This is a genomic window from Nocardia sp. NPDC049149, from assembly GCF_043197455.1.
Lineage (GTDB): Bacteria > Actinomycetota > Actinomycetes > Mycobacteriales > Mycobacteriaceae > Nocardia.
In genome coordinates, this window is sequence record NZ_JBICTD010000012.1 from 219,592 (window position 1) to 231,570 (window position 11,979).

Genomic DNA, 11,979 nt, shown 5'->3' on the forward strand with positions numbered 1-11,979 from the left:
TACACTCGCTCCGTTCCATCTCGCACGCGGTATCCATATCGAGAGGAGTCAACTGATGTACCCCTCGCAACCGGAGGGTCGGCACGCCGCTCCAGGCGGTGCGGCGAACCAGCCCCCACGGATGGTCGGACTGCAGCAGAAAGCGGGCGCCCAGGGCGCCGGTGCGTCAGGCGCGCTAGCCACCTTCGTCACCTACGCGAAGGCACTCGAATCCCTGGACAAGAACCACTTCCCGGACGAATACGCCACGCACGCCGACCGCATCAAGGAACTCAAGCCGTTCCTGCGCGCGCACGGCATTCTCGACGTCATGCAGATCAAGAATCCGGAAGTAGCCGCACTTCTCGGCGTATAGCCGGACATTGGACGGGTACCGGGTGCGACAAGTGCCCGGTACTGTCCCTTTCTATGCAAACAGGTCAGCTCGCCCCCCAGTTCGAGCTTCCCGATCAGTCCGGCACCGTCCGTTCGCTCGACGCGCTGCTTGCCGACGGTCCGCTTGTCCTGTTCTTCTATCCGGCCGCCAACACCCCCGTCTGCACCGCGGAGGCCTGCCACTTCCGCGACACGGCCGCCGACTTCGCCGCGCTCGGCGCCTCGTGCGTCGGGATCAGCACGGACGGCGTCGACACCCAGGCAGGCTTCGCCGACAAGCAGGGTCTCGGCTATCCGCTGCTCTCCGACCGGGACGGCGCGGTCGCCGCGAAGTTCGGCGTCAAGCGCGGGCTGCTCGGCAAGTTAGCGCCGGTCAAGCGGCACACCTTCGTGATCGAGCAGGACCGGACGGTCAGCAAGATCATCACCGGCGAGCTGCGCGCCAACGTGCACGCCGACGAGGCGCTGAAGTTCCTGCGCCAGCGCACCACGCAGTAACGGCCCACCTGGACGGTCGTACCGGAAACGCCGGAGCGATCACCGCGTTTCCGCCGCGCACCCGGCTTACGCTGGGCACATGACTGCGAGCGACGGACAGCTGAAGCAGAAATCGACCGGTCCCGCCTGGAAGACCTGGCTCATCGGCGGGGTGGCGGTCGTCGCCATCCTGTTCGTCGCCTACTTCATCCTGTCCGCGTTCATCCCGCGCTGGTGGGCGCAGCGGATCGCGGAGATGGTGAACGGCAGCTTCGCCAAGGGCATCGGCTGGGGTCTGGCCTATGGCGGCTTGTGCACGCTCATACCGCTGTTCCTGCTGCTGTTCGCGGTGCGCGTCTGGCGAAAGCGGGCAGGCCGGTTCCTCGCGGGCGTCGCCGCGGTCCTCGCGGTGCTCGTCGCGATCCCCAACCTGATGACGCTCACCATCGTGCTCGGCGGCAGCAACGCCGCCCACGCCGGGCAGCGCATCCTCGACGTCGACGCGCCCGCCTTCCGCGGCGCCGCGCTCGTCGGCGCGATCGCCGCCGCGGTCGCCTTCCTCGCGGCGCTGCTCCTGATCGTCACCCGGTGGTGGCGGCGCAGGCACCCCAAGAACCAGGCGCCTGCCGTGCCGCAGATGACCGGTGGGCCCGCCATGACGCGACCGGAAGGTCTGTGAGTGAGCTCACGTCACATCGCATCTTCATGACGACCGAGCGAAGTCGTGGCAAACTCAGAACCACGGGTGACTGTGAACATGCTTTTCAATAATCGATAGACTTACTAACAAAACCACGCCACTTGGCTTGAAAGAAGGCACACAGTGACGAAGTGGCTCGACCCCGTCGAACAACGAGCTTGGCGCGCGATCGTAGCGCTCATGACGCGTCTACCAGGCGCTTTGGATACCCAGTTGCAGCGTGAATCCGGAGTCACTCATTTCGAGTATTGGGTTCTGACCCTCCTCTCCGAGGAACCGGGCCATCGGCTGCAGATGAGTGACCTTGCCCACAAGGCAAATGCATCGCTATCGCGGCTGTCGCACGTGGTGTCCAAGCTGGAGCGGATGGGCTGGGCGGAGCGCTCGGCTACCGCCGGGCGGCGTGGCGTCCAAGCGGTACTGACAGACGACGGCTACCACAAGGTCGTCGAAGCGGCGCCCGGTTACCTGGATGCGGTGCGCCACTTGGTATTCGACGGTTTGACACCCGAGCAGACCGCCCAGCTGGCACAGCTCAGCGAAACGCTCGCCGAACACCTCGGTGACGCGCTCAGCCGGGTGAGCACCAATTCGGACGAACCGCCCGCTGCCGCGCAGTAATCAGGACTCTTCGGACAGCAACACATCCGTGTCGAAGCAGGTGTGCGTGCCGGTGTGACAGGCAGCGCCCTCCTGATCGACGACGAGCAGGACGGTGTCGCCGTCGCAATCGAGGCGCACCTCGTGCACGTACTGGGTGTGTCCTGAGGTCTCCCCCTTGACCCAGTACTGCTGGCGCGACCGCGAAAAGTAGGTCGCCTTCCTGGTTTCCAGCGTGCGGGCCAGCGCCTCGTCGTCCATCCACGCGACCATCAGCACATCACCGGTGCCCCGTTCCTGCGCGACGGCAGCCACCAGCCCCTGGTCGTTGCGCTTGAGCCGGGTGGCGATGGCGGGATCGAGAGTCATTGCTCCGTTATAACAGGGCCGCCGTCGCGTCAGACCGCGCGGTTCAGTTCGCCGAGAAGTCGCCAGGTGCGGTGCTGATCCTCGGCGCCTGCCAGATCGGTTTGGGTGAAGACCACATCGGTGGCTCCGGCCTCGACATACTCGGCGACGCGGCGTGCGATCGCCTCCTCGGGACCGATCACCACCAAATCGGCGGCACGTGCCGCGCCGGACAGCTCGATGATTCGGTGGTAGGACGGGATGCCGTTGTAGAACGCGGTCGCTTTCTCCGCTGCCGCGCGGGCACTTTCGATGTCGGCGGTGACCACGCCTGGAACCAACGCGACGATGCGGGGCGCGGGGCGACCTGCCCGTTCGGCGGCCTTGGTGAGCGGCGCGACGACGTGCTCGGCCAGCGCACCCGGACTGGCCAGCAGCGGCAGGGTGCCGTCGGCGAGCTCACCGGTGACCCGCAACGCCTGCGGCCCCATCGCGGCGACCAGCACCGGAACGACCGGTCGCGCGCCAGCAACCGCGGCGGTCATCGGCGTGACAGCGGACACCGTCTCGCCGTGGAAATCGACTGCGCCGGTATCGATCACGGCGCGGACCACGGTGAGAAACTCACGCAGCCGCGCGATCGGCCGCGCGAACGCGGTGCCGAAAACCGGCTCGGTGAACGCCTCGGCGCCGACGGCAAGACCGAGGACGAACCTGCCGTGCGTCGCCGCCTGCGCGGTTTGCGCCTGGCTCGCAATCAGCAGTGGATGACGCGCGGAGATCGGCACGGCCGAAGTCCCGACCACCAACTCGGGCACCTCCCGCCCGACCGCGGCGGACAGCACGATGCTGTCGTGGCTGAACGTCTGACCGAACCACAGCGAACTCAGTCCCGCCGCGGCGACCTGTCTGCCGATCGCGACCGCCGCGTCCACCGCGTTGTCGGTCGAATCGAGGACCGCGGGCGACAAACCGATTCCGATGCTCATCACCAGAGCAACGGCGTTGCGCGCCTACCGAATTCCGGCACGGCCGTTTACCGCCAGCGCCGATCAGCGGACGACGATGTGCTCCGCGCGCATCGAGTCCTTGACCTGGCCGATGGTGAGGTCACCGAAGTGGAAGACGCTGGCGGCGAGCACCGCGTCGGCGCCTGCTTGCACGGCGGGGGCGAAGTGTTCGACCGCACCTGCGCCGCCGCTGGCGATCACCGGGACCGAGACCGCGGCGCGGACGGCGCGGATCATCGGCAGGTCGAAGCCGACCTTGGTGCCGTCGGCGTCCATCGAGTTGAGCAGGATCTCACCGACACCCAATTCCGCACCGCGCGTTGCCCATTCGACCGCGTCGAGGCCGGTGCCGCGCTTGCCGCCGTGCGTGGTGACCTCCCAGCCGGACGGCGTCGGCGGCTGCCCCGCCGGGACGGTGCGGGCGTCCACCGAGAGCACGATGCACTGGGAGCCGAAACGCTCGGACATCTCGCGCAGCACCTCGGGCCGCGCGATGGCGGCGGTGTTGACCGACACCTTGTCGGCGCCTGCGCGCAGCAACCGGTCGACGTCCTCGACGGTGCGCACCCCGCCGCCGACGGTGAGCGGGATGAAGATCTGTTCGGCGGTGCGGGTCACCACGTCGATCATGGTGCCGCGATCACCGGTGGAGGCGGTGACGTCGAGGAAGGTCAGCTCGTCGGCGCCCTGCGCGTCGTAGGTCGCCGCCAGCTCGACGGGATCGCCTGCGTCGCGCAGGTTTTCGAAGTTCACGCCCTTGACCACCCGGCCCGCGTCGACATCCAGGCACGGAATCACGCGTACCGCCAACGTCATTGCCTCACCCTTCGTCCGCGGTCGCCGGATCGGCGACCGTGCAGATCATCTCGAGCAGCTCCTCGTGCACACCGGGCGCGGCGGCAAGCACCGAACCCGAAGTGATGGTCCACGGCGCGCCCGCGATATCGGTGACGACGCCACCCGCGGCGCGGATCAGCGCGACACCCGCGGCGTTGTCCCACGGGTGGTGGCCGAACACGATCGCCCCGCCGAGCACACCGGACGCGGTGAACGCCAGATCGATGCCGGTGGAACCGTGCATGCGCACCCGGGAGGACAGCCTGCTCAGCGGGTCTAGCAGATCGAAGCGGAACTGCCCCGGAATCCGGCCTGGTGCACCGACACTGAACGCACCGAAGCCGATCATCGACTCGGCCAGTTTGCCGTGCGGCAACGGCGGCAGCGCCTGGCCGTTCAGCAGCACCGGCCCGCCGGCCACCGCGGCGTAGCGCTGACCGAGCAGCGGCAGCCAAGTGAGGCCGATGACCGGCTCGCCCTCGTGCACGAGTGCGAGCAACATGCCCGAAAGCGGGTGCCCCGACGAGTAATTGAAGGTGCCGTCGATCGGGTCGAGCACCCACGCGGTGCCCGAGACCAGCTGCGGGCCACCGAATTCCTCACCGTGCACCCCGATTCCGGTGCGCTGCTCCAGCTGCGCCGAAATGGTGCGTTCCAGCTCCAGATCGAGTTCGGTGGCGAAGTCGTTGCGGCCCTTGGTGACCGCGCTCGGTGCGCCGACCCCCTCGATGAAGCGGGAGGTGACCGAGTCCAGGATGTCCCGAGCGGTGGCGAGTAACGCCGATAGGTCCTGGCTCATCTCACCGCGGCCAGCGCCTCGGGCAGCGTGAACCGGCCCGCGTAGAGCGCCTTGCCGACGATCGAACCCTCGACGCCCTCCGGCACCAGTTCGGCGATCGCGACCAGGTCTTCGATGGTCGAGACACCGCCGGAGGCGATGACCGGCGCGTCGGTGGCGTTGCACACCTCGCGGAGCAGATCCAGGTTGGGGCCGGTCAGCGTGCCGTCCTTGGTGACGTCGGTGACCACGTAGCGCGAGCAGCCGTCGCGTTCCAGGCGCTCGAGCACCTCCCACAGGTCGCCGCCGTCGCTCACCCAGCCGCGGCCGCGCAGCCGGTGCTCGCCGTCGATGATGCGCACGTCGAGGCCGACCGCGACGCGCTCGCCGTGCCTGGCGATCGCCTTGGCGCACCACACCGGGTCTTCCAGCGCCGCGGTGCCGAGGTTCACCCTGGCGCAGCCGGTGGCCAGCGCAGCCTCGAGGGTCTCGTCGTCGCGAATGCCGCCGGACAGCTCCACTTTGACGTCGAGCTCGCCGACCACGCCCGCGAGCAGTTCCCGATTGGAGCCACGCCCGAACGCGGCGTCGAGGTCGACCAGATGCACCCATTCGGCGCCGGCTTCCTGCCAGGCCAGGGCCGCGTCCCGCGGCGAGCCGTAGTTGGTCTCGCTACCCGCCTCCCCTTGAACGAGGCGCACAGCCTCTCCATTCGCGACATCAACAGCGGGTAGCAGCACAAGACTCACAGAAGAGGAGCCTAGTGGTTGGTTCCACGCACCCCACCTCCGGCCTGCGGGAATACCTCCTTCGGGGTTCCGGCGCGCAGGTCGAGGATGCGGGTGAGCAGGCGTAGGAACTCGGCGCGGTCGGTGCTGCTGAGTCCGGCGAGCAGTTCGTCTTGTGCACCTGCCAACCGCTCGTCCAGTTCGGCGAGATGGTCGGTGCCTGCCGCGGTGATGGTGACGATCTTGCGGCGGCGGTCGTCGGGGTCGGGGCTGCGTTCGACGAAACCGCGGTCGGCCAGCTCGTTGACGGTGGCGACGATATCGCTGCGGTCGATGTTGGTGCGTCGGCCGAGGTCGGCCTGGCTGATCGCGCCGAACTCACCGAGCGCGGCGAGCAGCGCGTAGTGGTAGCGCCGGGACCCGGTGGCCTCCAGCGCCCGCTCGGTGGCCCGGTTGGCGACCAGTGCGACCTGGTTGACCAGCCGAGTGGGCAGGGCGCGCAGCCTCGCTGGCGCACCGTCGCGCGAGATCTCCATCGCAGCAATCTAACTCTTGTTGGTGTCACCCACAATATGTTACGTTGGCCAAGCCAACGTTGGACTTGCCAACGTTTAGTACGAAAAGGCCATCCGATGAGCAAGACCCGCTTCCGCCTCCCCCTCACCACACTGCTTGCCGCCCGCTCCGGCAATGCCGCCGACACTGATCGGCAGCTCCGAGACATGCTGGACCGCAACGAGATCACAGTGCTGATCGATCGACTCGGTCGCTCGTTGGACGAGGGCCGGTTCGAGGACCTGCGCGCCATCTACACCGCGGACGCGACGGCGAAGACGCCCGGCGGGCGCGCCGCAGGCATCGACGCATTGATCGCGCAGGCGAGCCGAAACCACTCCGCCGACAGGAAGATTCAGCACGTGATCAGCAACGTGCTGATCGACCTCGACCGGGACACCGCCGAGGCGCGGGCGAACCTGATCGCGACCTTCGCGGCTCCGACCGTCGCAGGCTCCCTGCCGACGGTGGAGTTCGCCCTCGGCGAGACCTATCGATTCGACGCGGTCCGCACGGCCGAAGGCTGGCGCCTGTCCCGAGTCGAGACCACGCCGCTGTGGTCCACCGGCACCCTCCCCCGCTGACGGCTCAGCGCGACCGGCTCAGCACCCACTCGCGGTAGCACGCCAGCGCGGCGGCCACCGCGAACACCGCGGTCAGCGCCGCAGCGGCGATCCGGAAGCCCTGACCTATCTGGAATTCCGTTGCGGCGCGCTGAATCTCGTCGAGGGTGTGCTTGCCTCGATCGTCGAACAGGATCGTCGCGCGCGGCCACTGATAGAGGATCGAGAGCAGGAACTGTCCGCTCACCAACGAGGCGAGCGACAGCCCCATCCGCAACCGGCCGAGGCGGTAGCAGAAGGCGACAACGGCGGCGATCACCGCACAGAGCGTCAGCGCACCACCGAGCGGTCGCATGACGTCGCCGACGTCGACCACGCTCATGAACCGATCGGTCAGCTCCAGCGACTCGGGGACATCCCGAAAAATGTTGGGGTACAACAGTGCCGTCTCCCCCACGGTCGTACCGAACGCAAGCGTCGCGACAACCGCGTACACCGAGACCACGGTAAGGGGGAAGGTGACGTTACGCATGACGATCTCCTCGGATCGAACTCCTCGGATCGACCGTAGAACCACGGCGTTGCCTGCGGATCCGGTGTCGTCCCCCATGTTTCGGCGGGCAGGGTCAGGGTGTACCCGGAGACCACCCGACGGCACGGTTGTCGGCAAGCGGACGCGGCGCCATCGGCAGCGCGGTAGTGTCTCGGCTCGGCGCTCACTCCGGGCGCCAAATTCCGCACTCTCTCAGGGGATCTCGTATGTCACGCTCGACCTTCGCTGCCGTGCTCTCGATTTCGGCAGCCATCTGCACCGCGGCCTTGGCTACCGCGCCGAATGCTGCGGCCGCCGCGCCTGAGGAAGCGCGGCTGGCCGGGTGCGAATTCGGCCAAGTCGCAGGGACGTACGACTACGCGCGCTTCGAGGAGCACGCGGGGAAAATGCTGCAGATCACCACCGGCAGCTTCCGCGCCGAATTCGAGAACTCCCGCAATGCCATCAAGGAATCCCTTGCCGCCGCGCACATGAAGTCCGACGTCGATTCGGTCGACTGCCGGATCGTGTCCGGCGATGAGAACCAGGCCGACGTGACCCTCACCATGGTGCAGACGATGACCAGCGACGCCACCGAAGGCATGCCGAAGACCAGCAAGATGTCGCTGCTGGTCACCGTCGAGAACGTCGCGGGCCGCTGGCTGGTCAACCGGGCCGAAACCGGCAAGTAGACCCGTCCGCTACAGCGACTGCACCCAGTTGCGCAGCAGCTGAGCGCCGGCGTCGCCGGACTTCTCCGGGTGGAACTGGGTGGCCGACAACGCCCCGTTCTCCACCGCGGCGAGGAACGGCACGCCGTGCTCGGCCCAGGTCACCTTCGGCGCCGCGAAATGGTCACCCGGCGGCAGTTCCCAGGCCTGGGCGGCGTAGGAGTGCACGAAATAGAAGCGGGTATCGGCGTCCATGCCCGCGAACAGCATGCTGTCCTGCGGCGCGCTGACCGTGTTCCAGCCCATGTGCGGCAGCACTGGCGCGGTCAGCCGCGCCACCGTGCCGGGCCATTCCGCGCAGCCCTCGGTTTCGACGCCGAATTCCACGCCGCGTTCGAACATGATCTGCATGCCGACGCAGATGCCGAGCACCGGGCGGCCACCGGCCAGCCGCTGGCCGATGATGCGCTCCCCCCGCACCTTTCGCAGCCCGGCCATGCATGCGGCATACGCGCCGACGCCGGGCACGACCAAGCCGTCGGCGGCCAGCGCGACCTCGTGATCGGCGGTCACCTCGACCTTGGCGCCCGCCCGGACCAGCGCGCGCTCGGCCGAGTGCAGGTTGCCGGAACCGTAGTCGAGCAAAGCGACAGACCGCAGGCTCACAGCGTGCCCTTCGTCGACGGGACGCCATGCACCCGCGGATCCCACTCCACGGCGGCGCGCAAAGCCCTTGCCACCGCCTTGAATTCGGCCTCGGTGACGTGGTGCTGGTCGCGGCCGTAGAGCACCCGCACGTGCAGCGCGATCCTGGCGTTCAACGCGATCGACTCGAAAACGTGGCGGTTCAGCACCGTCGAATACGGTGCGCCGGGCCCGGAGCCGGGGATGACGGCATGCAGCAGGTGCTCCGGTTCGCCGGTGTGCACGCAGTACGGCCGACCGGACACGTCGACCGCGGCGTGCGCCAAGGTCTCGTCCATCGGGATGTAGGCGTCGCCGAACCGGCGGATACCCGCCTTGTCGCCCAATGCTTTTCCGAGCGCCTGGCCGAGCACGATCGCGGTGTCCTCCACCGTGTGGTGTGCCTCGATCTCGATATCGCCCTCGGCGCGCACGGTCAGGTCGAAGCTGGCGTGGGCGCCGAGCGCGGTCAGCATGTGGTCGTAGAACGGGACGCCCGTGGCGATCTCGGTCTTGCCGGTGCCGTCCAGGTCCAGCTCGACGACGATGCTGGACTCCTTGGTGACGCGCTCCACCCGCGCGGTTCGAGTCATCTTTGCTTCCTCCACAGGTGGTTTCATCGAGGGGTGAGGTCGGTCTGCACCAGGAGCCTGCTGACCTTCAGCAGCTCGTCGTTCTCGGCGGCAAGGCCGATCGTGGTGCGCAGGTAGCCGGGGATACCGACATCGCGGATCAGCACGCCGTGGTCGAGGTAGTGCTGCCAGGTGGCCGCCGCGTCGGCGAAACGGCCGAACAACAGGAAGTTCGCGTCGCTGGGGATCACGTCGAAACCCATGTCGCGCAATGCGGCCGCGACCCGATCCCGTTGCGCGGCGAGTTCCGCGACGCTGCCGAGGGTTTCGTCGGCATGCCGCAGCGCCGCCCGCGCCGCCGCCTGGGTGACCACCGACAGGTGGTACGGCAGCCGCACCAGCAGCATCGCGTCGATCACCGCGGGCGCGGCGACCAGATAGCCGAGCCGCCCGCCCGCGAAGGCGAACGCCTTGCTCATGGTTCTGGTCACGACCAGCTTGGCCGGAAACCGGTCGATCAACGCGATCGCGCTCGGCTGCGCGGAGAACTCACCGTATGCCTCGTCGACGACGACGATGCCGGGCGCCGCCTCGAGGATGCGCGCCAGATCATCCGGCGAAATGCTGTGCCCGGTCGGGTTGTTCGGGCTGGTCACGAAGACCACGTTCGGCGAACGCTCCCCGATCGCGGCGACCGCGTAATCGATGTCGAGCCCGAAATCCGCCTTGCGCTCGGCTTCGATCCATTCGGTGTCGATGCCCTCGGAGATGATCGGGTGCATGGAGTAGGACGGCACGAAACCCAGTGCGCTGCGGCCCGGCCCGCCGAACGCCTGCAGCAGCTGCTGCAGGATCTCGTTGGAACCGTTTGCCGCCCAGACGTTGTCGGTGTCGACCGCGACACCGGTCTGCCTGGTCAGGTAGTCGGCGAGGTCGCTGCGCAGCGCCACCGCGTCCCGATCCGGATACCGGTGCAGATCGGCGGCGGCGGTGCGAATGGATTCGGCGACATCGTCGATCAGCGCCCGGCTCGGCGGGTGCGGGTTCTCGTTGGTGTTCAGCTGCACCGGCACCGTCAATTGCGGTGCGCCGTACGGCTTCTTGCCGCGCAGGTTGTCCCGCAGCGGTAGGTCGTCCAGGCTGATGTCCGCGCCCGGCACGGTCGCCTGGTTCATGACAGCGCCTCGAACCGCGCCTGCACGGCCTGGCCGTGCGCGGGCAGGTCCTCGGCATTCGCCAGTGCGACAACGTGACCGGCGACATCCTTCAGCGCCGCCTCGGTGTACTCGACGACGTGGATGCCGCGCAGGAACGTCTGCACGCTCAAACCCGAGGAGTGCCTGGCACATCCGGCGGTCGGCAGCACGTGGTTGGAGCCTGCGCAGTAGTCGCCGAGGCTCACCGGCGCGTAGGCGCCGACGAAAACGGCGCCTGCACTGCGCACCCTGGCCGCGACCGCGGCGGCGTCGGCGGTCTGGATCTCCAGGTGCTCGGCCGCATATGCGTTCACGACGCGCAGGCCCTGGTCGAGGTTGTCGACGAGCACCGTCCCCGACTGCTTGCCGCGCAACGCTTCCGACACCCGGTGCGCGTGCTTCACCACATCCAGCTGCCGCGTCAGCGCCGCGTCGACGGCATCGGCCAGCGCCGCGCTGTCGGTGACGAGCACGCTGGCCGCCAGCACATCGTGTTCGGCCTGGCTGATCAGGTCCGCCGCGACATGCACCGGATCGGCGGTGGCGTCGGCCAGAATCGCGATCTCGGTGGGCCCGGCCTCGGCGTCGATGCCGACCAGGCCGCGGCACAGCCGCTTGGCGGCGGTCACATAGATATTGCCAGGCCCGGTGATCAGGTCGACCGGCTCGAGCTGCGCGCCGTCGGTGTCGAGGCCGCCGTAGGACAGCAGGGCCACACCCTGCGCGCCGCCGACCGCCCACACCTCGTCGACGCCGAGCAGCTGCGCGGCGGCCAGGATCGTCGGGTGCGGCAGCCCACCGAACTGCGCCTGCGGCGGCGAGGCCACCACCAGCGAGCCGACGCCCGCCGTCTGCGCGGGCACCACATTCATCACGACGCTGGACGGGTACACGGCATTGCCGCCGGGCACATACAGCCCGACCCGCTCCACCGGAACCCACCGCTCGGTCACGGTGCCGCCGGGCACCACCTCGGTGGTTTTGTCAGTGCGCCGTTGATCGGCGTGCACCTTCCTGGCGCGCGCGATGGACTCCTCCAGCGCGGCACGCACCGCCGGGTCCAACTCCTCGAGCGCCTTGACCAGCTCGTTCGCTGGAACGCGCACGCTCGCCGGAATCACACCGTCGAACTGTTCGCTGTATTCCAGCGCCGCCGACACACCGCGATCCCGGATCGCCTCCACCACCGGCCGCACCTGATGCAGCACCGAGTCGACGTCGACTCCTCCGCGCGGCAGCGCGGCGCGCAGCTCGGCAACGGAAGGAGTGCGACCGCGCAGATCAACGCGGGCGAGCTCGATGCGGGATGTCATGTGGTGTCGATCCTTGTCCTCAGCTGAATCCGCAACAGGA

Annotated in this window: 17 protein-coding genes; 6 read left to right on the top strand and 11 right to left on the bottom strand. The window is 68.2% G+C overall.

The genetic code is table 11. The features are described 5' to 3' along the window. Positions 1-55: 55 nt before the first annotated feature. The 4 genes from ACGFNJ_RS37635 to ACGFNJ_RS37650 all read left to right on the top strand — a co-directional run bounded on the left by ACGFNJ_RS37635 (position 56) and on the right by ACGFNJ_RS37650 (position 2,173). The gene (locus tag ACGFNJ_RS37635; protein ID WP_393459804.1) at positions 56-355 is read left to right on the top strand and encodes a hypothetical protein; all 300 of its coding nucleotides are present in this window, start codon (positions 56-58) and stop codon (positions 353-355) included. A gap of 53 nt (positions 356-408) precedes the next feature. After that, the gene (locus tag ACGFNJ_RS37640; protein ID WP_393459807.1) at positions 409-873 is read left to right on the top strand and encodes a peroxiredoxin; all 465 of its coding nucleotides are present in this window, start codon (positions 409-411) and stop codon (positions 871-873) included. Positions 874-952: 79 nt separating this feature from the next. Then, positions 953-1,531, top strand: a complete 579-nt coding sequence (locus ACGFNJ_RS37645; protein WP_393459810.1) for a permease — start codon at positions 953-955, stop codon at positions 1,529-1,531. A 201-nt stretch (positions 1,532-1,732) separates the two neighbouring features. Next, a complete protein-coding gene (locus ACGFNJ_RS37650; protein ID WP_393460021.1) occupies positions 1,733-2,173 on the top strand; it encodes a MarR family winged helix-turn-helix transcriptional regulator in 441 nt (146 codons plus the stop codon). Here ACGFNJ_RS37650 and hisI read toward each other — a convergent pair whose 3' ends face one another. From hisI to ACGFNJ_RS37680, 6 genes are all read right to left on the bottom strand, one after another. Further along, positions 2,174-2,521, bottom strand: a complete 348-nt coding sequence (hisI, locus tag ACGFNJ_RS37655) for a phosphoribosyl-AMP cyclohydrolase (protein WP_393459813.1) — start codon at positions 2,519-2,521, stop codon at positions 2,174-2,176. A 29-nt stretch (positions 2,522-2,550) separates the two neighbouring features. Continuing rightward, on the bottom strand, positions 2,551-3,489 hold the full coding sequence (locus tag ACGFNJ_RS37660) for a TIGR03564 family F420-dependent LLM class oxidoreductase (RefSeq protein ID WP_393459816.1): 939 nt from the start codon (positions 3,487-3,489) through the stop codon (positions 2,551-2,553). A gap of 63 nt (positions 3,490-3,552) precedes the next feature. Next, complete coding sequence (hisF, locus tag ACGFNJ_RS37665; RefSeq protein ID WP_069164444.1) at positions 3,553-4,326, bottom strand: imidazole glycerol phosphate synthase subunit HisF; 774 nt, start codon at positions 4,324-4,326, stop codon at positions 3,553-3,555. 4 nt (positions 4,327-4,330) lie between these two features. Further along, entirely contained in the window at positions 4,331-5,146 is an 816-nt protein-coding gene (locus ACGFNJ_RS37670; protein ID WP_393459820.1) for an inositol monophosphatase family protein, read from the bottom strand. Further along, positions 5,143-5,874 carry a bifunctional 1-(5-phosphoribosyl)-5-((5-phosphoribosylamino)methylideneamino)imidazole-4-carboxamide isomerase/phosphoribosylanthranilate isomerase PriA gene (gene priA, locus ACGFNJ_RS37675; protein WP_393459823.1) on the bottom strand — a complete coding sequence of 244 codons (732 nt, stop codon included), beginning with the start codon at positions 5,872-5,874 and terminating at the stop codon, positions 5,143-5,145. The genes ACGFNJ_RS37670 and priA overlap by 4 nt, the downstream gene beginning before the upstream one ends. Positions 5,875-5,885: 11 nt before the next feature. Beyond that, the gene (locus tag ACGFNJ_RS37680; RefSeq protein WP_393459826.1) at positions 5,886-6,389 is read right to left on the bottom strand and encodes a MarR family winged helix-turn-helix transcriptional regulator; all 504 of its coding nucleotides are present in this window, start codon (positions 6,387-6,389) and stop codon (positions 5,886-5,888) included. 96 nt (positions 6,390-6,485) lie between these two features. Here ACGFNJ_RS37680 and ACGFNJ_RS37685 point away from each other — a divergent pair, with 96 nt between their 5' ends. Next, on the top strand, positions 6,486-6,992 hold the full coding sequence (locus tag ACGFNJ_RS37685) for a nuclear transport factor 2 family protein (protein WP_393459829.1): 507 nt from the start codon (positions 6,486-6,488) through the stop codon (positions 6,990-6,992). Between the two features lie 4 nt (positions 6,993-6,996). On the opposite strand, the gene ACGFNJ_RS37690 is transcribed toward ACGFNJ_RS37685, so the two are convergent. Next, positions 6,997-7,503, bottom strand: coding sequence for a hypothetical protein (locus ACGFNJ_RS37690; protein ID WP_393459832.1), 507 nt, complete (start codon positions 7,501-7,503; stop codon positions 6,997-6,999). A 227-nt stretch (positions 7,504-7,730) separates the two neighbouring features. On the opposite strand from ACGFNJ_RS37690, the gene ACGFNJ_RS37695 reads away from it, so the two are divergent. Continuing rightward, complete coding sequence (locus tag ACGFNJ_RS37695) at positions 7,731-8,195, top strand: hypothetical protein (RefSeq protein ID WP_393459835.1); 465 nt, start codon at positions 7,731-7,733, stop codon at positions 8,193-8,195. Between the two features lie 9 nt (positions 8,196-8,204). Here ACGFNJ_RS37695 and hisH read toward each other — a convergent pair whose 3' ends face one another. Genes hisH through hisD form a run of 4 tightly spaced genes read right to left on the bottom strand, consistent with a single transcriptional unit; the run spans position 8,205 to position 11,939 of the window. Continuing rightward, positions 8,205-8,840 (bottom strand): imidazole glycerol phosphate synthase subunit HisH, encoded by a 636-nt coding sequence (gene hisH, locus ACGFNJ_RS37700; protein WP_393459838.1) that lies wholly within the window; start codon positions 8,838-8,840, stop codon positions 8,205-8,207. Continuing rightward, positions 8,837-9,451 (bottom strand): imidazoleglycerol-phosphate dehydratase HisB, encoded by a 615-nt coding sequence (gene hisB / locus ACGFNJ_RS37705; protein WP_141717813.1) that lies wholly within the window; start codon positions 9,449-9,451, stop codon positions 8,837-8,839. The genes hisH and hisB overlap by 4 nt, the downstream gene beginning before the upstream one ends. Positions 9,452-9,474: 23 nt before the next feature. After that, a complete protein-coding gene (locus tag ACGFNJ_RS37710) occupies positions 9,475-10,605 on the bottom strand; it encodes a histidinol-phosphate transaminase (protein ID WP_393459842.1) in 1,131 nt (376 codons plus the stop codon). Continuing rightward, on the bottom strand, positions 10,602-11,939 hold the full coding sequence (gene hisD, locus ACGFNJ_RS37715) for a histidinol dehydrogenase (RefSeq protein WP_393459845.1): 1,338 nt from the start codon (positions 11,937-11,939) through the stop codon (positions 10,602-10,604). The genes ACGFNJ_RS37710 and hisD overlap by 4 nt, the downstream gene beginning before the upstream one ends. Positions 11,940-11,979 lie beyond the last annotated feature (40 nt).

Excerpts from the sequence above, each read along its gene's own strand:
- ACGFNJ_RS37640 (WP_393459807.1), top strand. The coding sequence starts at position 409 with ATGCAAACAGGTCAGCTCGCCCCCCAGTTCGAGCTTCCCGATCAGTCC.
- hisB (WP_141717813.1), bottom strand. The coding sequence starts at position 9,451 with ATGACTCGAACCGCGCGGGTGGAGCGCGTCACCAAGGAGTCCAGCATC.
- hisI (WP_393459813.1), bottom strand. The coding sequence starts at position 2,521 with ATGACTCTCGATCCCGCCATCGCCACCCGGCTCAAGCGCAACGACCAG.
- ACGFNJ_RS37695 (WP_393459835.1), top strand. The coding sequence starts at position 7,731 with ATGTCACGCTCGACCTTCGCTGCCGTGCTCTCGATTTCGGCAGCCATC.
- ACGFNJ_RS37635 (WP_393459804.1), top strand. The coding sequence starts at position 56 with ATGTACCCCTCGCAACCGGAGGGTCGGCACGCCGCTCCAGGCGGTGCG.
- ACGFNJ_RS37680 (WP_393459826.1), bottom strand. The coding sequence starts at position 6,389 with ATGGAGATCTCGCGCGACGGTGCGCCAGCGAGGCTGCGCGCCCTGCCC.
- ACGFNJ_RS37690 (WP_393459832.1), bottom strand. The coding sequence starts at position 7,503 with ATGCGTAACGTCACCTTCCCCCTTACCGTGGTCTCGGTGTACGCGGTT.
- hisD (WP_393459845.1), bottom strand. The coding sequence starts at position 11,939 with ATGACATCCCGCATCGAGCTCGCCCGCGTTGATCTGCGCGGTCGCACT.
- ACGFNJ_RS37645 (WP_393459810.1), top strand. The coding sequence starts at position 953 with ATGACTGCGAGCGACGGACAGCTGAAGCAGAAATCGACCGGTCCCGCC.
- ACGFNJ_RS37685 (WP_393459829.1), top strand. The coding sequence starts at position 6,486 with ATGAGCAAGACCCGCTTCCGCCTCCCCCTCACCACACTGCTTGCCGCC.
- ACGFNJ_RS37650 (WP_393460021.1), top strand. The coding sequence starts at position 1,733 with ATGACGCGTCTACCAGGCGCTTTGGATACCCAGTTGCAGCGTGAATCC.
- hisF (WP_069164444.1), bottom strand. The coding sequence starts at position 4,326 with ATGACGTTGGCGGTACGCGTGATTCCGTGCCTGGATGTCGACGCGGGC.
- ACGFNJ_RS37670 (WP_393459820.1), bottom strand. The coding sequence starts at position 5,146 with ATGAGCCAGGACCTATCGGCGTTACTCGCCACCGCTCGGGACATCCTG.
- ACGFNJ_RS37710 (WP_393459842.1), bottom strand. The coding sequence starts at position 10,605 with ATGAACCAGGCGACCGTGCCGGGCGCGGACATCAGCCTGGACGACCTA.
- ACGFNJ_RS37660 (WP_393459816.1), bottom strand. The coding sequence starts at position 3,489 with ATGAGCATCGGAATCGGTTTGTCGCCCGCGGTCCTCGATTCGACCGAC.